Raw genomic sequence first — 19,697 nt, forward strand, 5'->3', positions numbered from 1 at the left:
GGGGCGCGACGCCGGCGGCGCGGGCCACCGCCGCGACCGCGAGCACGTCGGCGCCGTCCGCGGGCGACGGGACCCCGCCCGCGAGCGCGAGGAGGGCCGAGCGGCTCGCCGACCACGACCACACGAGGAGCGCGACCGGGCCGAGGGCGACCAGGGCGCCGGCGACCTCGTTCGCCGGCTGCAGCACGGGCATCAGCAGCGGCATGGGTCCGGCGGCGGCGAGACCCACGAGCCAGCCGAGCACGAGGCCGACCACCACGACCCGGAGCCAGCGCAGGACGACCACGGGGCGACCGTAGCCGACGACGGGGTCGCGGTCAGCGCACGCGCTGCACCCGTCCGGTGTCCCAGACCGGCTCGACGGTCTCCAGCACCTCGCCGTCGGCGCCGAACACCAGGAACCGGTCGAAGCCGCGCGCGAACCAGCGGTCGTGGGTCACCGCCACGACGGTGCCCTCGAAGGCGGCCAGCCCGCGCTCGAGCGCCTCGGCCGAGTGCAGGTCGAGGTTGTCGGTGGGCTCGTCGAGGAGCAGGAGGGTCGCCCCGCCCAGCTCGAGCAGGAGGATCTGGAACCTGGCCTGCTGGCCGCCCGACAGGGTCCCGTAGCGCTGCTCGGCCGCGGCCACGAGCTCGTACCGGTCGAGCGCCTTGCTCGCCTGCTCGCGTCCCATGCCCATGCGACTGCCCTCGCCCCGGTGCAGGATCTCGAGCAGGGTGCGGTCCGCGAGCTCGGGGTGCATGTCGTTCTGCGCGAACCACCCCGGCCGCACCCGGGAGCCGAGCGTGACGCGGCCGGTGTGCGCCACGGCCGCCGGCCGGGAGCCGGCGGGAGCACCCTCGTGCACCGGCGCGTGCTCGCGGTCCGGGTCGGTGCCGCCGGCCGCGAGCAGGCGCAGGAAGTGCGACTTGCCCGAGCCGTTGGAGCCGAGCACGGCGACGCGCTCCCCGAACCAGAGCTCCGCGTCGAACGGGCGCATGAGCCCGGTGAGCTCGAGGCGCTCGGCGACGACGGCGCGCTTGGCGGTGCGGCCGCCGACGAGGCGCACCCGCACGTCCTGCTCGCGCGCCAGCAGGGGCGGCGGGCCGGCCTCCTCGAACTTGCGCAGGCGCGTCTGCGCCGCGGAGTACCGCGAGGCCAGGCCGTCGTTGAAGGCGGCCCTGGTCTTGAGCGTGTGGACGAGGTCACGCAGCTTCGCGTGCTCCTCCTCCCAGCGGCGCGTCAGCTCCTCGGCGCGCGCGACGCGGGCCGCACGCGCCTCGCCGAAGGTCGCGAAGCCGGCTCCGTGCACCCAGATCGTCGAGCCGGCGACGGACGGCTCGATGCTCGCGACATGCGTCGCGGTGCGCGAGAGCAGCTCGCGGTCGTGGCTGACGAACAGGACCGTCCTGCCCGAGGCGACCAGGGCGTCCTCGAGCCACCGCTTGGCCGGCACGTCGAGGTAGTTGTCGGGCTCGTCGAGCAGGAGGACCTCGTCGGGCCCGCGCAGGAGCGCCTCCAGGACGAGCCGCTTCTGCTCCCCTCCGGACAGCGTGCGCACCTCACGGTGCTGCGCGCGCTCGAACGGCAGCGACAGGACGGCCTCGGTCACGCGCTCCCAGCCGACCTCGGCGTCGTACCCGCCGACGTCGGCCCAGTCGGCCAGCGCCTGCGCGTACCGCATCTGGGTGGGGGTGTCGTCGGTCTCCAGCATCGCCAGCTCCGAGGCGGAGAGCTCCGCGGCGGCGTCGCGGACCGCCGCGGGCGCGAGGGATGCCAGGAGGTCCCGCACCGACCGCTCGTCCGCGATCCGGCCGACGTGCTGCCGCATGACGCCGAGGCCGCCGCTGCGGGACACCGTGCCGGCGTGGGGCGCCTCGTCGCCGGCCGCGATCCGCAGGAGGGTCGTCTTGCCGGCCCCGTTCGGTCCGACGAGCGCGACCCGCGCACCCTCGCCGACCCGCAGGTCCACGCCCGCGAGCAGCGGCCGGCCGTCGGGCAGCACGTAGCCGATGCCGCTGAGGTCCAGGTGTCCCATGACGTCCAGTCTCCCGCAGGTCCGGATGCGTCAGGACGCGGCCGGTGCGACGGTAGGGCCATGAGCACGTATGGCGACACCAGCGCGACCATGCCCGACCCGGAGAGCGCGGCGGAGGGCGACACCAACCAGCTGCAGCAGGACGACACGCTCCTGGACCGCGGCGTCGACAGCATCCTCGACGAGGGCTACTCGCCGCCCGAGCGCCGGCCCCAGTACCACCGCCTCGAGACGGAGGTCGAGCAGCTCGAGGGCGAGACGCTCGACGAGCGCCTCGCGCAGGAGGTGCCCGACGTCTGGGAGACGCAGGACGAGCCGCGCCCCTCCTCCGACGAGCCCGACCGGGCCGGTCGCCTCGAGGCCGCCGACTCGGAGCCCTCGGGTGCTGCGGCGACGAGCGTCATGGCGCAGGACGTCGGGATCGCGGGCAGCGCGGCCACCGCCGAGGAGGCCGCCGTGCACGTCGTCGACGAGGAGCTGGACGCCCGGGGCGCCACGTCCGACGACGGCGAGGTCCCGCCCGCGGGGCCCGTCACCACCGAGCGCATCCAGTAGGAGCCCACGGCCGCCGCGCAACCACGACGACGCCCCGGCGAGGACCCCACGGTCCGCGCCGGGGCGTCGTGCGTCTCAGCTCGTCCGGGCGGCCGGTCCGCTCGCGGCGTCGGCGCCCGCGCGGCGGGCCCGGGTCCGTGCCGCGCGCGCCGCGAGCTCCGCGTCGGGCGGGTACGCCACCTCCTCCAGGCACAGCCCGCCTGCGGGGGCCACGACGCCCTCGCGCCGGCCGCTGGCGAGCAGCCCGGCGGGCCAGTCCGCCGGGCGGCGCCCATCCCCCACGGCCGTCAGCGCGCCCACGAGCGCGCGCACCATGCTGTGGCAGAAGGCGTCGGCCTGCACGCCCACCACCACGAGGCCGACGTCGGGGCCGTGCGCGGGGCGCTCGACGGTGAGCACCTGCAGGGTGCGGATCGTCGTGGCCCCCTCCCGCGGCCGGCAGAAGGCCGCGAAGTCGTGCCGCCCGACGAGCGCCGCCGCCGCCTCCTGCATCGCCGCGGCGTCCAGGGCCACGCGGTGGCGCACGACGAGGTGGCGACGCAGCGGGTCCACGCGCGCCGGGTCGTCGGCGATCCGGTACGCGTAGCGCCGGTGCAGCGCGGAGAACCGCGCGTCGAAGCCCGGGGCCGCGGGCGCCGCCCGGTGCACGACCACGTCGGGCGGCAGCACGCCGGCGAGTCTGCGCACGAGCGCCTCCCCGGGCTCGCTCGTCATGCGCCCGCGCACGGCGTCCCACGCCGCGGGGTCGAGGTCCACGTGCGCCACCTGCCCGCGCGCGTGCACGCCCGCGTCGGTCCGGCCGGCCACCGTCAGGCGCGGCGGCGGGCAGCGCAGGACGGTCCCGAGGGCGGCCTCGAGCGTGCCCTGCACCGTGCGCAGCCCGGGCTGGGTGGCCCAGCCGGCGAACTCCGTGCCGTCGTACGCCAGGTCGAGGCGCACCCGCAGGGTCGCCGTCGCGCCGGAGGGCCCGTCGGGGGCCCCGGCCTCGCGGGACACGGCGTCGAGGGTCACGGCATCGGTCGTCACGGCGTCGGGCAGCGGATCGGCACTCACGGCGCCACGCTAGCCGCCGCTACTGTCGCCGGGTGACCACCTCCTCGGCGCCCGGCCCGCGCACGCTCGCGGTCGACTGCGGCGGCGGGGGCATCAAGGTCTCCGTGCTCGACGCCGCGGGCACGATGCACGTCCCGCCGGTGCGCGTCCCGACCCCGTACCCGCTCCCCCCCGAGCGGCTCGTGAGCACCGTCGTGGAGCTGGCCGCGTCCCTCCCGCCGGCCGACCGCACGACCGTGGGCATGCCCGGCATGATCCGGCACGGCGTCGTCATCGCCACCCCGCACTACGTGACCACCGCGGGCCCCCGGACCCGGGTGGACCCCGACCTCGTCGCCGCGTGGGCGGGCGTGGACATGGAGTCCGCCCTGCGGCGCGCCCTCGGGCACCCCGTCCTGGTGCTCAACGACGCCGAGGTGCACGGCGCGGGCGTCGTGTCCGGCAGCGGTCTCGAGCTCGTCCTCACCCTGGGCACCGGCCTCGGCTCGGCGCTGTTCGACGGCGGCGCCCTGGCCCCGCACCTGGAGCTCTCCCACGCCCCCGTGCGGCGCGGCACCACCTACGACGCGTACCTGGGCGAGCACGAGCGGCGCCGCCTCGGCGACGGGCCGTGGTCGCGCCGCGTGCGCCGCGCGATCGAGGGTCTGCGGCCCGTGGTCCTGTGGGACCGGCTCTACCTGGGCGGCGGCAACGGTCGCCTCGTGCGCCCGGCGGTGCTCGCCGCCCTGGGCGACGACGTCGTGGTCGTGCCGAACTCCGCGGGCATCGTCGGCGGGGTCCGGGCGTGGTCGCTGCGCTCCCCCGGCGACCGGTCCGCACCCCCTGGCTGAGCCGCGGCCTCGACGGCGTCCACCTCGGCGGCCGCCGCGAGCAGCACGCGGTTGAACTCGACCGGGCGGACGAGGCTGACGAGGTGCGTCGCGCGCGGGATCGTGACGAGCCGCGCCGTCGGGCACGCGGCCACGTACGAGCGCTCCTGGGTCCGGAAGTGGTCCCACGCCCCGTTGACGACCCAGACCGGGCACCGCAGCGTCGCGAGGTCCTCGAGCGGCCGGAGCCGCCGCACCGCGCCGAGCATGTCGACCATGACGTCGAGCGCGTAACCACCCTCGGCCAGGTCGAGCGCCGCCTGCCGCGGCAGCGCCCGGTCCACGGCGAGCTGGTTCAGCCGCGCGCCCTGGTCGGGCAGCCGCGCGATGATCCGCGCGAGGCGCTCCCAGGCGCCCGTCACGGGGATGTCCGGCACGGTGCTGCAGCCCGCGGCCACGAGCCCCGCGACCCCGTCGGGACGCCGCGCGGCCGCGGCGATGCCGACGTACCCGCCCAGCGACAGACCGACCAGCAGCACACGCCCGCCGAGCTCGGCGATCCCGTCGTCGACCGCCGCGAGGCTGGACTCCACCGTGAACGTCTCGCCGCGTCGCCGGCCGTGCCCGGGCAGGTCGATCGCCAGGGCGCGACGCCCGGAGCGTTCGAGCGCCTCGACCTGCGCGCGCCACATGGTGCGCGAGGCTCGCGCGCCGTGCAGCAGGAGCACCGGGACCGGTGGCGTCGTCACGTCACCACCCTACGTCAGGCCTCCGCGGGCGACGGCCGCCGGGAACGACGCAGGGCCCGGACCGTGACGGTCCGGGCCCTGCGTCGTGCTGCGACACGCGTCGCGAGGTCAGGCCTTGGCGGCGTCCTCGTCCTGCGTGGCCTCCTCGGCCGTCGTCGGCTCGTCCGTGGTGTCCTGGACGTCGGTCGTGTCCTGGACCTCCTCGGCGGGCGCGGCGGCCGGCGCGGCCTTCTTCGGCGCGGCCTTCTTCGTGGCCTTCTCGGCCTCGCGCACGGTCGCCTGCTTCGGGCTCACCGGCTCCATGACGAGCTCGATGACCGCCATGGGGGCGTTGTCGCCCTTGCGGGAGCCGATCTTGGTGATGCGCGTGTAGCCACCCTGACGCTCGGCCATGGCGGGCGCGATCTCCGTGAAGAGCTCGTGCACGACGCTCTTGTCCCGCACGGTCGCCAGGACGCGGCGGCGCGCGTGCAGGTCCCCGCGCTTGGCGAACGTGATGAGACGCTCGGCGAGCGGGCGGAGCCGCTTCGCCTTGGTCTCGGTGGTCGTGATCCGGCGGTGCTCGAACAGGCTCGTCGCCAGGTTGGCGAGCATGAGCCGCTCGTGCGCCGGACCGCCGCCGAGCCGCGGACCCTTGGTGGGCGTAGGCATGGTCTGTACTCCTCAGTTCTCGAAGATCACCGGACCGACCGCACGGGGCCGGTCCGCCACGGCGTCAGGACAGCTCGTCCTCGGTGAAGTCACCGTCGTAGTAGTCGGCGGTGGAGGGGTCGAAGTCGATCGGGCTGTCCTTGAGCGACAGGCCGAGCCCGGCGAGCTTCTCCTTGACCTCCGTGATCGACTTCGCGCCGAAGTTGCGGATGTCCAGGAGGTCCGCCTCGCTGCGCGCCACGAGCTCGCCCACCGAGTGGATGCCCTCGCGCTTGAGGCAGTTGTACGAGCGGATCGTGAGCTGCAGCTCCTCGATCGGCAGCGCCAGGTCGGCGGCGAGCGCGGCGTCCGTCGGCGACGGGCCGATCTCGATGCCCTCGGCCTCGACGTTGAGCTCGCGCGCCAGGCCGAACAGCTCGACCAGCGTCTTGCCGGCGGAGGCCAGCGCGTCGCGCGGCGTGATCGCGGCCTTGGTCTCGACGTCGACGATGAGCTTGTCGAAGTCCGTGCGCTGCTCGACACGGGTCGCCTCGACCTTGTAGGTCACCTTGAGGACGGGCGAGTAGATCGAGTCGATCGGGACGCGGCCGATCTCGGCCTCGTACGACTTGTTCTGCTGCGCCGAGACGTAGCCACGGCCGCGCTCGACCGTGAGCTCGACCTCGAGCTTGCCCTTGGCGTTCAGCGTCGCGATGTGCAGGTCGGGGTTGTGCACCTCGACACCGGCCGGCGGCGTGATGTCCGCGGCCGTGACGGCGCCCGGACCCTGCTTGCGCAGGTACATCACGACGGGCTCGTCGTTCTCCGAGGAGACGACGAGCTCCTTGATGTTGAGGATGATCTCGGTGACGTCCTCCTTGGCCCCGCTGACGGTGCTGAACTCGTGCAGCACGCCGTCGATGCGGATGGACGTCACGGCAGCACCCGGGATGGACGACAGGAGCGTCCGGCGCAGGGAGTTGCCGAGGGTGTAGCCGAAGCCGGGCTCGAGCGGCTCGATGACGAACCGCGAGCGGTGCTCGGAGACGACCTCTTCGGTCAGGGTGGGGCGCTGTGCGATGAGCACGGTGTGTTCCTCTCAGTGTGCGTCCGCCATATGACGCATCACGTGTGCCTGCCGGTCTCTGTCCACCGGTCAGGGTCCTACGGGTCGAGCGGTCCGGCGCGGTTGCGGCGCCGCACGCACCGGTGGGCGGACCGCGCCGGGGCACGGTCCGCCCACCCGGTGGGTGGCGGTGTCAGACGCGGCGGCGCTTCGGCGGACGGCAGCCGTTGTGCGCCTGGGGCGTCACGTCCTGGATCGAGCCGACCTCCAGGCCTGTGGCCTGGAGCGAGCGGATCGCGGTCTCACGGCCGGAGCCGGGACCCTTGACGAAGACGTCGACCTTCTTCATGCCGTGCTCCTGCGCGCGGCGGGCGGCCGCCTCGGCCGCGAGCTGCGCCGCGAACGGCGTGGACTTGCGCGAGCCCTTGAAGCCGACCTGGCCGGACGAGGCCCAGGCGACGACGGCACCGGACGGGTCGGTGATCGACACGATGGTGTTGTTGAAGGTGCTCTTGATGTGGGCGACGCCCACGGCGATGTTCTTCTTCTCCTTGCGGCGCGGCTTGCGCGCCGCCGAGGTGCGGGTCTTGGGAGGCATGTCTTCCTTCTCGAGGTCTGAGGTCGTCGGACCGGGGAGCACTGCGAGCGACCTGTGGCGTCACCGCCCGGTGCTCACGCCCGGACTGCTGGCTACTTGCGCCCGGCCTTCTTCTTGCCGGCCACGGTGCGCTTCGGACCCTTGCGGGTGCGGGCGTTGGTCTTGGTCCGCTGACCGCGCACGGGCAGCCCGCGGCGGTGCCGGATGCCCTCGTAGCTGCCGATCTCGACCTTGCGGCGGATGTCGGCCGCGACCTCGCGGCGGAGGTCACCCTCGAGGCGGTAGTTGCCCTCGAGGTAGTCGCGCAGGGCGACGAGCTCGGCGTCGCCGAGGTCCTTGACGCGAAGGTCGGGGCTGATGCCCGTCGCGGCGAGCGTCTGCTGCGCGCGCGTGCGGCCGACGCCGTAGATGTAGGTGAGCGCAACCTCGAGCCGCTTGTCGCGGGGGAGGTCGACGCCGACGAGACGTGCCATCCAGATGACTCCTGTACTGCGTCGGAGGTCCTCCGCACGGTCCTCCCGCTGCTGCGGGCCCCGGCCTCCGACCGGGGGTTGCGCCTGCCGGACCCGGGGGTCCGGCCAGGAGCGCTGACCGTGCGCTGTCCCGGTCACCGCGGGTGCGGTGCCGGTGGTCGACCACGTCGACCTGCTCCCGGCTCGGGGCCGGGACGCCGGGGACTCAGCCCTGGCGCTGCTTGTGGCGCAGGTTGTCGCAGATGACCATCACGCGACCGTGCCGGCGGATCACCTTGCACTTGTCGCAGATCTTCTTGACGCTGGGCTTGACCTTCATTGCTCGTTCCTCCGCCACCGCACGCGCGCACGAGCGTGCGACGGGCGGCAGTGTCGATCGGGGGTGACCTCGCGGCCACCGGCGGACTACTTGTAGCGGTAGACGATCCGGCCGCGGGACAGGTCGTACGGGCTCAGCTCAACGACCACCCGGTCCTCGGGGAGGATCCGGATGTAGTGCTGACGCATCTTGCCCGAGATGTGGGCGAGCACCTTGTGACCGTTGGCCAGCTCCACGCGAAACATCGCGTTCGGCAGGGCCTCGACCACGCTGCCCTCGATCTCGATGACACCGTCCTTCTTTGCCATTTCCTCCGCTAACTCTGTGACGACACGACGCCCCTGCCCGCCCCCACCACGGCTGGCCGTGGTGCGGTGGCCCACGCCGGAGCGCGGGTCGTCGAGCTGGGATTCGGGCCCGGGCGTCCCGCCGCCGGTGGTGGCGTCACGGGGACGCACGGACCGACATCGGGGGCACACGCACCCAACGGGCTATCCTACGGCACGTTCACCACTTCGGGAACCGCGCACGAGGTGCCACGGATCACTGCCACGGGGTGACGGTGACGCCCCACTCCGCGAGCCGTTCGGCTCCGCCGTCCGCGGCCGTGAGCACCCAGATGCCCTCGGGGCCGATGGCCACGGTGTGCTCCCAGTGCGCCGCGCGCGACCCGTCCTCGGTGACGACGGTCCAGTCGTCCTCGAGGACCTCGGTCAGTCGCGAGCCCCGCGTGAGCATCGGCTCGATCGCCACGCACAGGCCGGGACGCAGCTTGGGCCCCTTGTCCCGGGCCCGGTAGTTGAGGACCTCGGGCGGCTGGTGCATCGCCGTGCCGATCCCGTGCCCGACGTACTCCTGCACGATCCCGTAGGTCACCGGCGCGCTCGCCACCACGTCCTCGACGGCGTCGCCGACGACGGCGAGCCGCTCCCCCGTCGCCAGGGCGGCGATGCCGGCCCACATGGCGCGCTCGGTGGTCTCGCTCAGCGCGACGTCCGCGGGGTCCGCGTCGTCCAGCACGACGGTGAAGGCCGCGTCGCCGTGCCAGCCGTCCACGACGGCACCGCAGTCGACCGAGACGACGTCGCCCGGCTCGAGCACGCGCGACCCCGGGATCCCGTGCACGATCTCGTCGTTGACCGAGACGCACAGCGTCGCGGGGTAGCCGTGGTACCCGAGGAACGACGGCGTCGCCCCGGCGTCACGGATCACCGCGGCCGCGATCTGGTCCAGGTCCGCCGTGGTCAGGCCCGGTCGGACGGCCTCGCGGACCGCCGCGTGGGCGTCGGCCACGACGAGGCCGGCCCGGCGCATGGCCTGCACCTGGTCCGCCGTCTTGTACTCGATCCGGTCGCGACCGAACATGCCCATGCCTCCGTCAGACCGTCCCGCGCAGCAGGGCGCCGTCCAGCGCCGCGACGAGCCGCTCCGTGACCTCGTCGATGCCGCCGATGCCGTCGACGCGCACGAGGAGCCCGCGCGTCTCGTACGCCGACGTCAGGGGCGCCGTCTGCTCGGCGTAGATGTCCAGGCGACGGGCGATCGACTCGGGGGTGTCGTCCTCGCGCCCCTCGATCGCGGCGCGCTTGGCGAGCCGCGCCAGCAGCTCGTCGCGGTCCGCCGCGAGCTCGACGACCGCGTCCAGGGCGAGCCCGCTCTCGGCGAGGATCGCGTCGAGCTCCGCCACCTGCGCCGCGTTGCGGGGGTACCCGTCGAGGATGAAGCCCTCGCGGACGTCCTCCTGCGCCAGGCGGTCGCGCACCATGTCGTTCGTCACCGAGTCCGGGACCAGCTCGCCGCGGGCCGTGTACGACTGCGCGAGCACACCGAGCTCGGTGCCGCCCTTGATGTTCGCGCGGAAGATGTCACCGGTCGAGATCGCCGGGACGCCGAGCCGCTCGGCCAGGCGCGCGGCCTGCGTGCCCTTGCCGGCGCCCTGCGGGCCCATGATCACCAGTCGTGCCGTCACCTCAGGAACCCCTCGTAGTGCCGCTGCTGGAGCTGCGACTCGATCTGCTTGACCGTCTCCATGCCGACGCCGACCACGATGAGGATCGAGGCACCGCCGAACGGGATGTTGGTGCCGACGTCGAGGAGGATGAACGCGAACAGCGGGATCATCGCGACGAACGCGAGGTAGATCGACCCCGGCAGCGTGATCCGCGAGATCACGTAGTCGAGGTACTCCGCCGTCGGACGCCCGGCACGGATGCCGGGGATGAAGCCGCCGTACTTCTTCATGTTGTCGGCGACCTCGTCCGGGTTGAACGTGATGGCCGTGTAGAAGTAGGCGAAGAAGATGATCAGGACGATGTAGAGCGCGATGTTGAGCGGCGCGTCCGGAGCCGCGAGGTTCACGATCACCCACTGCACCCACGCCGCGTTCTGGTCGCCGAACTGGGCCGCGAGCCCCGGGATGGCCAGGAGCGACGACGCGAAGATCACCGGGATGACGCCGGACATGTTGATCTTGATCGGGATGTAGGTGCTGGAGCCGCCGTACATCTTGCGTCCGACCATGCGCTTCGCGTACTGGACCGGGATCCGCCGCTGGGACTGCTCCACGAACACGACGAGCCCGATCACCAGGATGATCACGAGCATCACGATCGCGAACTTCATGAAGCCGTTGTCGCCGCCCGCGATCGACCACATGGCGGTCGGGAACGTCGCCGCGATCTGCGTGAAGATCAGCAGGGACATGCCGTTGCCGATGCCGCGCTCGGTGATGAGCTCGCCGAGCCACATGATCAGCGCCGTGCCCGCCGTCATCGTGACGATCATGAGCAGGAGGGTCACGATGCCGTCGTTCGGGATCACCGGCACGCTGCAGCCCTGGAAGAGCAGGCCGTTGCGCGCGACCGTGATGATCGTCGTCGACTGCAGGATCGCGAGGCCGATCGTCAGGTAGCGCGTGTACTGCGTCAGTCGCGCGGTACCGGCCTGACCCTCCTTGTGGAGGGCCTCGAAGTGGGGGATCACCACGCGCAGCAGCTGGGTGATGATGCTCGCGGTGATGTACGGCATGATCCCGAGCGCGAACACCGCCAGCTGGAGCAGCGCGCCGCCGCTGAAGAGGTTGATGAGCCCGAGGAGGTCGTTCGCGTTCTGCGACTCCTCGACGCACTGCTGCACGTTGCGGTAGTCGACGCCGGGCGTCGGGATGAACGAGCCGACCCGGAAGATCGCCATGATCGCGATCGTGAAGAGCAGCTTGCGCCGCAGATCTGGGGTCCGGAACGCCCGGGCGAATGCGCTGAGCACCTGTCCTCCTGCTCCGCCCGCGGGCGGTGTCGTCGTGCCGGCCAGCCCGGCGCCGGGCCCCTCGCCCCGCGAGGTGCACGCCCGCACCGGACGCGACCCCTGGGAACCCTAACCGAGGTCTGTCACCGGACGGCACAGGGGCCGGGTCGCGAACGCAACCCGGCCCCTGCCCCTGCTCAGTCCTGGGTGATCGTGCCGCCGGCGGCGACGATCTTCTCGGCCGCGGAGGCCGAGACCTTCTGCACGGAGACCGTGAGCTTGACGCTCAGGTCGCCGTCGCCGAGCACCTTGACCGGCTGGCCCTTGCGGACCGCGCCCTTGGCCACGAGGTCCTCGACCGTGACGTCCCCACCCTTGGGGTAGAGCATCGCGAGCTTGTCGAGGTTGACGACCTGGTACTCCGTGCGGAACGGGTTCTTGAACCCGCGCAGCTTCGGCAGGCGCATGTGCATGGGCATCTGCCCACCCTCGAAGCGCTCGGGCACCTGGTACCGGGCCTTGGAGCCCTTGGTGCCGCGACCGGCCGTCTTGCCCTTCGACGCCTCACCGCGACCGACACGGGTCTTCGCGGTGTGGGCGCCGGGGGCCGGACGCAGGTGGTGGACCTTGAGCGTGCCGCCGGCACCGGCCGTCGTGGCGCTGCCCGAGGCCTTGGACCTGGACGACGCCGTGCTCGACGCCTTCGCCGTCGTCGCCGGCTTGTCCGCCGCAGCCGCCTTCGTGGCCTTGGGGGCCTTGGCGGGCTTCTCGGCCGCCGCCGCCGACTCGGCCTTGGGGGCCTTCGCCTTGGAGGCCGCCTTGGTCGAGGCGGCCTTGGCCGTCCCCTCCCCGGCAGCGGCCTTCTTGGTGGACTTCTTGGCGGGCGCCTCAGCGGCCGTCGCGTCCTTGTCCTTCTTGGTCTCTGCCATGGTCACTCGACCTCCTCGACGGTGACCAGGTGGGTCACCGTGGCGACCATGCCGCGGATCTCAGGACGGTCCTCCTTGACGACGACGTCGCCGATGCGCTTGAGGCCGAGGGTCCGCAGCGTGTCGCGCTGGTTCTGCTTGCCGCCGATGGCGGACTTGGTCTGGGTCACCTTGAGCCGGGCCATCAGGCACCTGCCTTCGCGGCGAGGCCCTCGGCACGCGCCCGCAGCATCGAGGCCGGGGCCACGTGCTCGAGCGACAGGCCACGGCGGGCGGCCACGGCCTCGGGCTCCTCGAGCCCACGCAGCGCGGCCACCGTGGCGTGCACGATGTTGATCGCGTTGGTCGAGCCCATGGACTTGGACAGGACGTCGTGGATGCCGGCGCACTCCAGCACCGCGCGGACCGGACCACCGGCGATGACACCGGTACCCGGGGACGCGGGGCGCAGGAAGACGACGCCCGCGGCGGCCTCACCCGTGATCGGGTGCGGGATGGTGCCCTGGATGCGGGGGACGCGGAAGAAGCTCTTCTTCGCCTCCTCGACACCCTTGGCGATCGCCGCGGGGACCTCCTTGGCCTTGCCGTAGCCGACGCCGACGGTGCCGTCACCGTCGCCCACGACGACGAGCGCCGTGAAGCTGAAGCGACGTCCACCCTTGACGACCTTGGACACCCGGTTGATGGTGACCACTCGCTCGACGAAGGCGCTCTTCTCGGCGGCGTCTCCACGACGGCCGCCGCCGTCACGACGACCGCCGTCGCGGCGGTCACCGCCGGCGCCGCCCTGGGCGCCCGTGTTGCTGCGCTGCGGTGCAGCCATCAGTGCTTCCTCTGCTTCCGTACGGACAGGACTCGGGTCGCGGTCACAGGACCAGACCGCCCTCGCGGGCACCGTCGGCGACAGCCGCGACCCGCCCGTGGTACTTGTTGCCGCCCCGGTCGAACACGACGGCCTCGACACCGGCCGCCTTGGCGCGCTCGGCGATCAGCTCGCCGACGCGACGCGCCTTGGCGGTCTTGTCGGCCTCGAGCCCACGCAGGTCGACCTCGAGCGTCGAGGCCGACACCAGCGTGCGGCCGACGGTGTCGTCGACGACCTGCGCCACCATGTGGCGGGACGAGCGCGAGACCACCAGACGCGGACGGGCGGGGGTGCCGGAGACCTTCTTGCGCAGGCGCAGGTGGCGGCGCGCACGCGCGACGGACTTGCCCTTGCCACGGATCGTGAGTGCCATCGTCACTTACCAGCCTTTCCGGCCTTGCGGCGGACGACCTCGCCCGCGTAGCGCACACCCTTGCCCTTGTAGGGCTCGGGCTTGCGGATCTTGCGGATGTTCGCGGCGACCTCACCGACCTGCTGCTTGTCGATCCCGCTCACCGAGAAGCGCGTGGGCGCCTCGACCGCGAACGTGATGCCGGCCGGGGCCGAGACGACGACCGGGTGGCTGAAGCCGAGGGCGAACTCGAGGTCCGAGCCCTTGGCCGTCACGCGGTAACCGGTGCCGACGATCTCGAGGCGCTTGGTGTAGCCCTCGGTCACGCCCACGACCAGGTTGGCCAGCAGGGTGCGGGTCAGTCCGTGCAGCGAGCGCGAGGCGCGCTCGTCGTCCGGGCGCGTCACCACGAGGGTGCCGTCGTCCTGGGCGACCTTGATGGGCGCGGGGACGGTGTGCGTCAGGGTGCCCTTGGGGCCCTTGACCGTCACCTCTGCGCCGTCGATGCTCACGTCCACGCCGGCCGGGACCGGGACGGGGACCTTGCCGATTCGAGACATGGTCTTCTCCTCTCGGTTCTCGGGTTACCAGACGTAGGCGAGGACTTCCCCACCCACGCCCTTCTTGGCGGCCTGCTTGTCGGTGAGCAGGCCGGAGGACGTGGACAGGATCGCCACGCCGAGGCCGCCCAGCACGCGGGGCAGGTTGGTCGACTTCGCGTAGACACGCAGGCCCGGCTTGGACACGCGGCGCACGCCGGCGAGCGACCGCTCGCGGTTGGGGCCGAACTTCAGCTGGATCGTGAGGCTCTTGCCCACGGGGGCGTCCTCGACGGACCAGCCGGCGATGTAGCCCTCGGCCTTGAGGATGTCCGCGATGTGTCCCTTGAGCTTGCTGTAGGGCATCGTCACGGAGTCGTGGTACGCGGAGTTCGCGTTCCGCAGACGGGTGAGCATGTCTGCGATCGGGTCAGTCATCATCGGGCTGTCGCCCTTCCTCGCCGCGGTATCCGTACGCGCTCGTGCGCGCCGGACCTACGGCGTCGTCGTTACCAGCTGCTCTTGGTCACACCGGGAAGCTCGCCGCGGTGCGCCATCTGGCGCAGGCAGATGCGGCAGAGGCCGAACTTGCGGTACACGGAGTGCGGGCGTCCGCACCGCTGGCACCGGCTGTACGCGCGCACGGCGAACTTCGGCTTGCGCGCCGCCTTCTGGATCAGGGCAGTCTTCGCCATGTCAGTTCTCCTTGAAGGGGAAGCCCAGACGGCGGAGCAGCGAGCGGCCCTCGTCGTCGGTGGTCGCGGTCGTCACGACCGTGATGTCCATACCGCGCACCCGGTCCGTACGGTCGGGGTCGATCTCGTGGAACATCACCTGCTCCGTGAGGCCGAAGGTGTAGTTGCCGTGGCCGTCGAACTGCTTGGGCGACAGGCCGCGGAAGTCGCGGATGCGCGGGAGCGCGAGCGAGACCAGGCGGTCCGCGAACTCCCACATCCGGTCGCCGCGCAGCGTGACGTGCGCGCCGATCGGCATGCCCTCGCGCAGCTTGAACTGGGCGATCGACTTGCGGGCCTTGGTGACCTGCGGCTTCTGGCCGGTGATCGCCGTGAGGTCCTTGATGGCGCCCTCGATCAGCTTCGAGTCACGCGCGGCCTCGCCGACGCCCATGTTGACGACGATCTTGACCAGGCGCGCGACCTGGTTCACGTTCTCGTGGCTGAACTCCTCGCGCAGCGCGGGGAGGATCTCCTCGGCGTAGCGAGCCTTGAGCCGCGGGGTGGTCTTCTCGACAGTCTCGGTGCTCATCAGATGTCCTTACCGGAACGCTTGGCCACGCGGACCCGGACGTTGCGGGTGCGGCCGTCGCGCTCGATCTGCTCGGTGCGGTAGCCCACCCGGGTGCCCTTCTTGGTCTCCGGGTCGACCAGCATGACGTTGCTCACGTGGATCGGGGCCTCGACGGTCTCGATGCCACCCGTGCGCGCGCCGCGGCTCGACTGCCCCGCCTTGACGTGCTTGGTCACCCGCTGCACGCCCTCGACGATGACGCGGTCGGAGTCCTTGACGACCTCGAGCACCCGTCCCTGCTTGCCGCGGTCGCGGCCCGAGATGACGACGACGAGGTCGCCCTTCTTGATCTTGGCCATGGTCAGAGCACCTCCGGCGCCAGCGAGATGATCTTCATGAACTTCTTGTCGCGCAGCTCGCGGCCCACCGGGCCGAAGATGCGGGTGCCGCGAGGCTCGCCGTCGCCCTTGAGGATCACGGCGGCGTTCTCGTCGAACTTGATGTACGAACCGTCGGGCCGGCGGCGCTCCTTGGTGGTGCGCACGATCACGGCCTTGACGACATCGCCCTTCTTGACGTTGCCCCCGGGGATGGCGTCCTTGACGGTCGCGACGATGACGTCGCCGATTCCGGCGTAGCGACGGCCAGAGCCACCGAGAACACGGATGCAGAGGATCTGCTTCGCCCCCGTGTTGTCGGCGACCTTGAGTCGCGACTCCTGCTGGATCATCTTTCCCTACTCCTGTCGTCTGCTGGTTCTCGCTGCGCTGCTCGCAGGCGAGCCTTGCCGAACGGATGTGTGTGGTCGGGCCGCTGGTCGGTGACCCGCTGGTCCGTGCCCCGGTCGCCCGGGGCACGTGCCTGCAGGACTACTTCGCCTTCTCCAGGATCTCCACCACACGCCACCGCTTCGTGGCGGACAGCGGGCGGGTCTCCATGATGAGGACCAGGTCGCCCGCGCCGGCCGCGTTGGCCTCGTCGTGCGCCTTGACCTTGCTCGTCCGCCGGATGACCTTGCCGTAGAGCGGGTGCTTGACCCGGTCCTCGACCTCGACCACGACGGTCTTGTCCATCTTGTCGCTGACCACGTAGCCGCGCCGCGTCTTGCGGTACGGGCGCGCTGCCGTGGTCGTCTCCGCGGTCGCCGCCGCTGCGTTCTCGTTGCTGCTCATGTCAGACCTCTCGCTCACTCAGCGCTGGCGCTGGGCGCGGTACGGATGCCGAGCTCACGCTCGCGCAGGATCGTGTAGATCCGCGCGATGTCACGACGCACGGCCTTCAGCCGACCGTGGCTCTCGAGCTGCCCGGTCGCGGACTGGAAGCGGAGGTTGAACAGCTCCTCCTTGGCCTTCTTCAGCTCGGCGACGAGCGCGTCGTCGTCCTTGCCGTCCAGCTCGGTCGGAGCAAGCTCCTTGGAACCGATAGCCATCAGTTGCCACCACCCTCGCGCACCACGAACCGGCACTTCATCGGGAGCTTGTGCATCGCACGCCGCATCGCCTCACGGGCGAGGGGCTCCGGGACACCGGCGAGCTCGAAGAGCACGCGGCCCGGCTTGACGTTCGCGATCCACCACTCGGGGGAACCCTTACCGGAACCCATGCGGGTCTCCGCCGGCTTCTTGGTCAGCGGACGGTCAGGGTAGATGTTGATCCAGACCTTGCCACCACGCTTGATGTGGCGGGTCATGGCGATACGAGCAGCCTCGATCTGGCGGTTCGTGACGTAGGCGGGCTCGAGAGCCTGGATGCCGTAGTCGCCGAACGAGATCGCGGTCCCACCGGTCGCCTGGCCCGAGCGCGACGGGTGGTGCTGCTTGCGGTGCTTGAGCCTGCGCGGGATCAGCATGCTCAGGCCTCCGTTCCGGTCGAAGCCTCGCCGGCGGGAGCGGCAGCGGCGGCCGGCTGGGCCGGAGCCTCGGACGCGCCCTCGGCACGGTCACGGCGCGGACCACGAGCCGGACGGTCCCCACGGTCGCCACGGGGGCCACCACGGGGCGCACGCGGGCCGGCCGTGGCCTGCTCGCGAGCGAACTCCTTCTCGGTCATGTCGCCCTTGTAGATCCAGACCTTGACACCGATCTGGCCGAACGTCGTCTTCGCCTCGAAGAGGCCGAAGTCGATGTTCGCGCGGAGCGTGTGCAGGGGCACGCGGCCCTCGCGGTAGAACTCCGACCGGCTCATCTCGGCGCCGCCGAGACGGCCCGAGCACTGGACCCGGATGCCCTTGGCACCGGCGCGCTGGGCGGACTGCATGCCCTTGCGCATCGCCCGGCGGAAGGAGACACGGCTCGCGAGCTGCTCGGCGATGCCCTGCGCGACCAGCTGCGCCTCGATCTCGGCGTTCTTGACCTCGAGGATGTTGAGCTGGACCTGCTTGCCCGTGAGCTTCTCGAGCTCACCGCGGATGCGGTCCGCCTCGGCGCCGCGGCGGCCGATGACGATGCCCGGACGCGCCGTGTGGATGTCCACGCGGACGCGGTCGCGGGTGCGCTCGATCTCGACCTTGGCGATGCCGGCGCGCTCGAGGCCCGTCGACATCAGCTTGCGGATCTGGACGTCCTCGCGCACGTAGTCGCGGTAGCGCTGCCCGGGCTTGGTGCTGTCGGCGAACCAGCGCGACCGGTGGTCGGTGGTGATGCCGAGGCGGTACCCGTGCGGGTTGACCTTCTGTCCCACTATCGGGTCCTCTCCTTCTTCTCGACCGGCGCCACGACCACGGTGATGTGGCTCGTGCGCTTGAGGATCTGGCTCGCGCGCCCCTGGGCACGCGGGCGGAATCGCTTGAGGGTCGGGCCCTCGTCCACGTACGCCGCGGAGACCACGAGCGTCGAGACGTCGAACGCCACGTTCGCGCGGTCCGCCTTGACGCGGGCGTTCGCGATCGCGCTCTCGACGACCTTGAGGACCGTCTCCCCCGCAGCCTGCGGCGCGAACTTCAGCGTCGCGACGGCCTGCTCGGCCTGCTTGCCACGGATGAGGTCCACGACGCGCCGGGCCTTCTGGGGCGTGACACGGACGAACCGCGCCTGCGCCTTGGCTTCCATTGCTGTCCTGCCTTCTTCTGTCAGTGGATGACGTCCCGCACGAGTGTCGTCGGTGACCGCGAGGTCAGCGACGACGACCCTTGCGGTCGTCCTTCTCGTGGCCGCGGAAGGTCCGCGTGGGGGCGAACTCGCCGAGCTTGTGGCCGACCATCGACTCGGTCACGAAGACCGGGACGTGCTTGCGACCGTCGTGCACGGCGAACGTGTGGCCGAGGAAGTCCGGCGTGATCATCGAGCGCCGGGACCAGGTCTTGATGACCGTCTTGGTCCCCTTCTCGTTCTGGACGTCGACCTTCTTCTGAAGGTGCCCGTCGACGAAGGGGCCCTTCTTCAGGCTGCGAGGCATGTGTCAGGCTCCTTCTCAGCGCTTCTTGTTCTTGCCGGAACGCCGGCGACGGACGATGAGCTTGTCGCTCGGCTTGTTCGGACGGCGCGTGCGGCCCTCCGGCTGGCCCCAGGGGCTCACCGGGTGACGACCACCGGACGTCTTGCCCTCACCACCACCGTGCGGGTGGTCGATCGGGTTCATCGCGACACCGCGGACGGAGGGGCGCTTGCCCTTCCACCGCATGCGGCCGGCCTTGCCCCAGTTGATGTTCGACTGCTCGGCGTTGCCCACCTCGCCGACCGTCGCGCGGCAGCGCAGGTCGACGTTGCGGATCTCGCCCGAGGGCAGACGCAGCTGGGCGTACGGCCCGTCCTTGGCGACGAGCTGCACGGACACGCCGGCCGACCGCGCCATCTTCGCGCCGCCACCGGGCTTGAGCTCGATGGCGTGGATGACGGTACCGGTCGGGATGTTGCGCAGCGGCAGGTTGTTGCCGGGCTTGATGTCAGCGCCGGCTCCGGCCTCGACCACGTCACCCTGCGACAGCTTGTTCGGCGCGATGATGTAGCGCTTCTCGCCGTCCGCGTAGTGCAGGAGCGCGATGCGCGCCGTGCGGTTGGGGTCGTACTCGATGTGCGCGACCTTGGCCGGCACGCCGTCCTTGTCGTGGCGACGGAAGTCGATCACGCGGTAGGCACGCTTGTGCCCGCCGCCCTGGTGGCGCATGGTCACGCGACCGGTGCTGTTGCGGCCACCGGTCTTGTGCAGCGGCCGGACCAGCGACTTCTCGGGCTCGGAACGCGTGATCTCGACGAAGTCGGCCACGCTCGAGCCGCGGCGCCCGGGCGTCGTCGGCTTGTACTTGCGGATTCCCATGGAG

31 protein-coding genes and 1 pseudogene are annotated in these 19,697 nt (G+C 71.7%); 2 read left to right on the top strand and 30 right to left on the bottom strand.

Annotation, left to right across the window (positions count from 1 at the left end; translation table 11 throughout):
- Both IDM29_RS00625 and IDM29_RS00630 read right to left on the bottom strand, forming a co-directional pair.
- Positions 1-286: hypothetical protein (locus IDM29_RS00625; protein ID WP_223147807.1), on the bottom strand; the 286-nt coding region annotated here is incomplete at its 3' end.
- A 31-nt stretch (positions 287-317) separates the two neighbouring features.
- Complete coding sequence (locus IDM29_RS00630) at positions 318-2,015, bottom strand: ABC-F family ATP-binding cassette domain-containing protein (RefSeq protein WP_182112016.1); 1,698 nt, start codon at positions 2,013-2,015, stop codon at positions 318-320.
- Between the two features lie 60 nt (positions 2,016-2,075).
- Between IDM29_RS00630 and IDM29_RS00635 the strand changes: the two genes are divergently transcribed.
- A complete protein-coding gene (locus IDM29_RS00635) occupies positions 2,076-2,570 on the top strand; it encodes a DUF5709 domain-containing protein (protein ID WP_182112017.1) in 495 nt (164 codons plus the stop codon).
- A gap of 75 nt (positions 2,571-2,645) precedes the next feature.
- Here the strand turns inward: IDM29_RS00635 and truA are convergent, their stop codons facing one another.
- On the bottom strand, positions 2,646-3,566 hold the full coding sequence (gene truA / locus IDM29_RS00640) for a tRNA pseudouridine(38-40) synthase TruA (RefSeq protein WP_182114283.1): 921 nt from the start codon (positions 3,564-3,566) through the stop codon (positions 2,646-2,648).
- 89 nt (positions 3,567-3,655) lie between these two features.
- On the opposite strand from truA, the gene IDM29_RS16930 reads away from it, so the two are divergent.
- Complete coding sequence (locus IDM29_RS16930; protein WP_223147808.1) at positions 3,656-4,453, top strand: ROK family protein; 798 nt, start codon at positions 3,656-3,658, stop codon at positions 4,451-4,453.
- 59 nt (positions 4,454-4,512) lie between these two features.
- Here the strand turns inward: IDM29_RS16930 and IDM29_RS17095 are convergent.
- The 27 genes and pseudogenes from IDM29_RS17095 to rplB form a co-directional block, all read right to left on the bottom strand.
- A pseudogene (locus IDM29_RS17095) lies at positions 4,513-5,181 on the bottom strand (alpha/beta fold hydrolase); the annotation flags it as partial.
- A 108-nt stretch (positions 5,182-5,289) separates the two neighbouring features.
- Entirely contained in the window at positions 5,290-5,832 is a 543-nt protein-coding gene (gene rplQ / locus IDM29_RS00650) for a 50S ribosomal protein L17 (RefSeq protein ID WP_182112018.1), read from the bottom strand.
- Positions 5,833-5,896: 64 nt separating this feature from the next.
- Positions 5,897-6,898 carry a DNA-directed RNA polymerase subunit alpha gene (locus tag IDM29_RS00655; protein ID WP_182112019.1) on the bottom strand — a complete coding sequence of 334 codons (1,002 nt, stop codon included), beginning with the start codon at positions 6,896-6,898 and terminating at the stop codon, positions 5,897-5,899.
- A gap of 172 nt (positions 6,899-7,070) precedes the next feature.
- The gene (gene rpsK / locus IDM29_RS00660) at positions 7,071-7,475 is read right to left on the bottom strand and encodes a 30S ribosomal protein S11 (protein ID WP_182112020.1); all 405 of its coding nucleotides are present in this window, start codon (positions 7,473-7,475) and stop codon (positions 7,071-7,073) included.
- A gap of 92 nt (positions 7,476-7,567) precedes the next feature.
- Positions 7,568-7,948, bottom strand: coding sequence for a 30S ribosomal protein S13 (gene rpsM / locus IDM29_RS00665; protein WP_182112021.1), 381 nt, complete (start codon positions 7,946-7,948; stop codon positions 7,568-7,570).
- A gap of 205 nt (positions 7,949-8,153) precedes the next feature.
- The gene (rpmJ, locus tag IDM29_RS00670; protein WP_003956441.1) at positions 8,154-8,267 is read right to left on the bottom strand and encodes a 50S ribosomal protein L36; all 114 of its coding nucleotides are present in this window, start codon (positions 8,265-8,267) and stop codon (positions 8,154-8,156) included.
- Between the two features lie 86 nt (positions 8,268-8,353).
- Entirely contained in the window at positions 8,354-8,575 is a 222-nt protein-coding gene (infA, locus tag IDM29_RS00675; RefSeq protein WP_012867920.1) for a translation initiation factor IF-1, read from the bottom strand.
- 235 nt (positions 8,576-8,810) lie between these two features.
- Complete coding sequence (gene map / locus IDM29_RS00680; RefSeq protein ID WP_182112022.1) at positions 8,811-9,632, bottom strand: type I methionyl aminopeptidase; 822 nt, start codon at positions 9,630-9,632, stop codon at positions 8,811-8,813.
- A gap of 13 nt (positions 9,633-9,645) precedes the next feature.
- Positions 9,646-10,236 carry an adenylate kinase gene (locus IDM29_RS00685; RefSeq protein ID WP_255491637.1) on the bottom strand — a complete coding sequence of 197 codons (591 nt, stop codon included), beginning with the start codon at positions 10,234-10,236 and terminating at the stop codon, positions 9,646-9,648.
- Positions 10,233-11,531 carry a preprotein translocase subunit SecY gene (gene secY / locus IDM29_RS00690; RefSeq protein WP_182112023.1) on the bottom strand — a complete coding sequence of 433 codons (1,299 nt, stop codon included), beginning with the start codon at positions 11,529-11,531 and terminating at the stop codon, positions 10,233-10,235. The genes IDM29_RS00685 and secY overlap by 4 nt, the downstream gene beginning before the upstream one ends.
- A 176-nt stretch (positions 11,532-11,707) precedes the next feature.
- Positions 11,708-12,439 (bottom strand): 50S ribosomal protein L15, encoded by a 732-nt coding sequence (gene rplO, locus IDM29_RS00695; protein ID WP_182112024.1) that lies wholly within the window; start codon positions 12,437-12,439, stop codon positions 11,708-11,710.
- Positions 12,440-12,441: 2 nt separating this feature from the next.
- A complete protein-coding gene (rpmD, locus tag IDM29_RS00700; RefSeq protein ID WP_182112025.1) occupies positions 12,442-12,624 on the bottom strand; it encodes a 50S ribosomal protein L30 in 183 nt (60 codons plus the stop codon).
- Positions 12,624-13,262: a 30S ribosomal protein S5 gene (rpsE, locus tag IDM29_RS00705; protein WP_182112026.1), complete on the bottom strand. Its 639-nt coding sequence runs from the start codon at positions 13,260-13,262 to the stop codon at positions 12,624-12,626. The genes rpmD and rpsE overlap by 1 nt, the downstream gene beginning before the upstream one ends.
- Before the next feature lie 43 nt (positions 13,263-13,305).
- Positions 13,306-13,677: a 50S ribosomal protein L18 gene (rplR, locus tag IDM29_RS00710; RefSeq protein ID WP_182114286.1), complete on the bottom strand. Its 372-nt coding sequence runs from the start codon at positions 13,675-13,677 to the stop codon at positions 13,306-13,308.
- 2 nt (positions 13,678-13,679) lie between these two features.
- Positions 13,680-14,216: a 50S ribosomal protein L6 gene (gene rplF, locus IDM29_RS00715; RefSeq protein WP_182112027.1), complete on the bottom strand. Its 537-nt coding sequence runs from the start codon at positions 14,214-14,216 to the stop codon at positions 13,680-13,682.
- Between the two features lie 24 nt (positions 14,217-14,240).
- Positions 14,241-14,633 (bottom strand): 30S ribosomal protein S8, encoded by a 393-nt coding sequence (gene rpsH / locus IDM29_RS00720; protein ID WP_182112028.1) that lies wholly within the window; start codon positions 14,631-14,633, stop codon positions 14,241-14,243.
- Positions 14,634-14,704: 71 nt separating this feature from the next.
- Positions 14,705-14,890: a type Z 30S ribosomal protein S14 gene (locus tag IDM29_RS00725; RefSeq protein ID WP_182112029.1), complete on the bottom strand. Its 186-nt coding sequence runs from the start codon at positions 14,888-14,890 to the stop codon at positions 14,705-14,707.
- 1 nt (position 14,891) lies between these two features.
- Positions 14,892-15,461, bottom strand: coding sequence for a 50S ribosomal protein L5 (gene rplE, locus IDM29_RS00730; protein ID WP_182112030.1), 570 nt, complete (start codon positions 15,459-15,461; stop codon positions 14,892-14,894).
- Entirely contained in the window at positions 15,461-15,802 is a 342-nt protein-coding gene (rplX, locus tag IDM29_RS00735) for a 50S ribosomal protein L24 (RefSeq protein WP_182112031.1), read from the bottom strand. Before rplX ends, rplE begins: the two co-directional genes overlap by 1 nt.
- Positions 15,803-15,804: 2 nt before the next feature.
- Positions 15,805-16,173, bottom strand: a complete 369-nt coding sequence (gene rplN, locus IDM29_RS00740) for a 50S ribosomal protein L14 (RefSeq protein ID WP_182112032.1) — start codon at positions 16,171-16,173, stop codon at positions 15,805-15,807.
- Between the two features lie 139 nt (positions 16,174-16,312).
- Positions 16,313-16,615 (bottom strand): 30S ribosomal protein S17, encoded by a 303-nt coding sequence (rpsQ, locus tag IDM29_RS00745; protein ID WP_182112033.1) that lies wholly within the window; start codon positions 16,613-16,615, stop codon positions 16,313-16,315.
- A 14-nt stretch (positions 16,616-16,629) separates the two neighbouring features.
- Positions 16,630-16,872 carry a 50S ribosomal protein L29 gene (rpmC, locus tag IDM29_RS00750; RefSeq protein ID WP_182112034.1) on the bottom strand — a complete coding sequence of 81 codons (243 nt, stop codon included), beginning with the start codon at positions 16,870-16,872 and terminating at the stop codon, positions 16,630-16,632.
- Positions 16,872-17,291 carry a 50S ribosomal protein L16 gene (rplP, locus tag IDM29_RS00755; protein ID WP_182112035.1) on the bottom strand — a complete coding sequence of 140 codons (420 nt, stop codon included), beginning with the start codon at positions 17,289-17,291 and terminating at the stop codon, positions 16,872-16,874. Before rplP ends, rpmC begins: the two co-directional genes overlap by 1 nt.
- Positions 17,292-17,293: 2 nt before the next feature.
- Positions 17,294-18,121, bottom strand: a complete 828-nt coding sequence (gene rpsC, locus IDM29_RS00760) for a 30S ribosomal protein S3 (protein WP_182112036.1) — start codon at positions 18,119-18,121, stop codon at positions 17,294-17,296.
- Positions 18,121-18,489: a 50S ribosomal protein L22 gene (gene rplV, locus IDM29_RS00765; RefSeq protein ID WP_182112037.1), complete on the bottom strand. Its 369-nt coding sequence runs from the start codon at positions 18,487-18,489 to the stop codon at positions 18,121-18,123. The genes rpsC and rplV overlap by 1 nt, the downstream gene beginning before the upstream one ends.
- A gap of 64 nt (positions 18,490-18,553) precedes the next feature.
- The gene (rpsS, locus tag IDM29_RS00770; RefSeq protein WP_182112038.1) at positions 18,554-18,835 is read right to left on the bottom strand and encodes a 30S ribosomal protein S19; all 282 of its coding nucleotides are present in this window, start codon (positions 18,833-18,835) and stop codon (positions 18,554-18,556) included.
- Positions 18,836-18,850: 15 nt separating this feature from the next.
- Complete coding sequence (gene rplB, locus IDM29_RS00775; protein ID WP_182112039.1) at positions 18,851-19,693, bottom strand: 50S ribosomal protein L2; 843 nt, start codon at positions 19,691-19,693, stop codon at positions 18,851-18,853.
- Between the last annotated feature and the right edge of the window lie 4 nt (positions 19,694-19,697).

The organism is Actinotalea sp. JY-7885 (genome assembly GCF_014525465.1).
Classification (GTDB): domain Bacteria; phylum Actinomycetota; class Actinomycetes; order Actinomycetales; family Cellulomonadaceae; genus Actinotalea.

What these genes read in the sequence shown, in the direction of transcription:
- IDM29_RS00630 (WP_182112016.1), bottom strand. Translation starts at nt 2,015, where the DNA reads ATGGGACACCTGGACCTCAGCGGCATCGGCTACGTGCTGCCCGACGGC.
- IDM29_RS00635 (WP_182112017.1), top strand. Translation starts at nt 2,076, where the DNA reads ATGAGCACGTATGGCGACACCAGCGCGACCATGCCCGACCCGGAGAGC.
- rplQ (WP_182112018.1), bottom strand. Translation starts at nt 5,832, where the DNA reads ATGCCTACGCCCACCAAGGGTCCGCGGCTCGGCGGCGGTCCGGCGCAC.
- rpsK (WP_182112020.1), bottom strand. Translation starts at nt 7,475, where the DNA reads ATGCCTCCCAAGACCCGCACCTCGGCGGCGCGCAAGCCGCGCCGCAAG.
- rpsM (WP_182112021.1), bottom strand. Translation starts at nt 7,948, where the DNA reads ATGGCACGTCTCGTCGGCGTCGACCTCCCCCGCGACAAGCGGCTCGAG.
- rpmJ (WP_003956441.1), bottom strand. Translation starts at nt 8,267, where the DNA reads ATGAAGGTCAAGCCCAGCGTCAAGAAGATCTGCGACAAGTGCAAGGTG.
- infA (WP_012867920.1), bottom strand. Translation starts at nt 8,575, where the DNA reads ATGGCAAAGAAGGACGGTGTCATCGAGATCGAGGGCAGCGTGGTCGAG.
- map (WP_182112022.1), bottom strand. Translation starts at nt 9,632, where the DNA reads ATGTTCGGTCGCGACCGGATCGAGTACAAGACGGCGGACCAGGTGCAG.
- rplO (WP_182112024.1), bottom strand. Translation starts at nt 12,439, where the DNA reads ATGGCAGAGACCAAGAAGGACAAGGACGCGACGGCCGCTGAGGCGCCC.
- rpmD (WP_182112025.1), bottom strand. Translation starts at nt 12,624, where the DNA reads ATGGCCCGGCTCAAGGTGACCCAGACCAAGTCCGCCATCGGCGGCAAG.
- rpsE (WP_182112026.1), bottom strand. Translation starts at nt 13,262, where the DNA reads ATGGCTGCACCGCAGCGCAGCAACACGGGCGCCCAGGGCGGCGCCGGC.
- rplR (WP_182114286.1), bottom strand. Translation starts at nt 13,677, where the DNA reads ATGGCACTCACGATCCGTGGCAAGGGCAAGTCCGTCGCGCGTGCGCGC.
- rplF (WP_182112027.1), bottom strand. Translation starts at nt 14,216, where the DNA reads ATGTCTCGAATCGGCAAGGTCCCCGTCCCGGTCCCGGCCGGCGTGGAC.
- rpsH (WP_182112028.1), bottom strand. Translation starts at nt 14,633, where the DNA reads ATGACTGACCCGATCGCAGACATGCTCACCCGTCTGCGGAACGCGAAC.
- IDM29_RS00725 (WP_182112029.1), bottom strand. Translation starts at nt 14,890, where the DNA reads ATGGCGAAGACTGCCCTGATCCAGAAGGCGGCGCGCAAGCCGAAGTTC.
- rplE (WP_182112030.1), bottom strand. Translation starts at nt 15,461, where the DNA reads ATGAGCACCGAGACTGTCGAGAAGACCACCCCGCGGCTCAAGGCTCGC.
- rplX (WP_182112031.1), bottom strand. Translation starts at nt 15,802, where the DNA reads ATGGCCAAGATCAAGAAGGGCGACCTCGTCGTCGTCATCTCGGGCCGC.
- rplN (WP_182112032.1), bottom strand. Translation starts at nt 16,173, where the DNA reads ATGATCCAGCAGGAGTCGCGACTCAAGGTCGCCGACAACACGGGGGCG.
- rpsQ (WP_182112033.1), bottom strand. Translation starts at nt 16,615, where the DNA reads ATGAGCAGCAACGAGAACGCAGCGGCGGCGACCGCGGAGACGACCACG.
- rpmC (WP_182112034.1), bottom strand. Translation starts at nt 16,872, where the DNA reads ATGGCTATCGGTTCCAAGGAGCTTGCTCCGACCGAGCTGGACGGCAAG.
- rplP (WP_182112035.1), bottom strand. Translation starts at nt 17,291, where the DNA reads ATGCTGATCCCGCGCAGGCTCAAGCACCGCAAGCAGCACCACCCGTCG.
- rplV (WP_182112037.1), bottom strand. Translation starts at nt 18,489, where the DNA reads ATGGAAGCCAAGGCGCAGGCGCGGTTCGTCCGTGTCACGCCCCAGAAG.
- rpsS (WP_182112038.1), bottom strand. Translation starts at nt 18,835, where the DNA reads ATGCCTCGCAGCCTGAAGAAGGGCCCCTTCGTCGACGGGCACCTTCAG.
- rplB (WP_182112039.1), bottom strand. Translation starts at nt 19,693, where the DNA reads ATGGGAATCCGCAAGTACAAGCCGACGACGCCCGGGCGCCGCGGCTCG.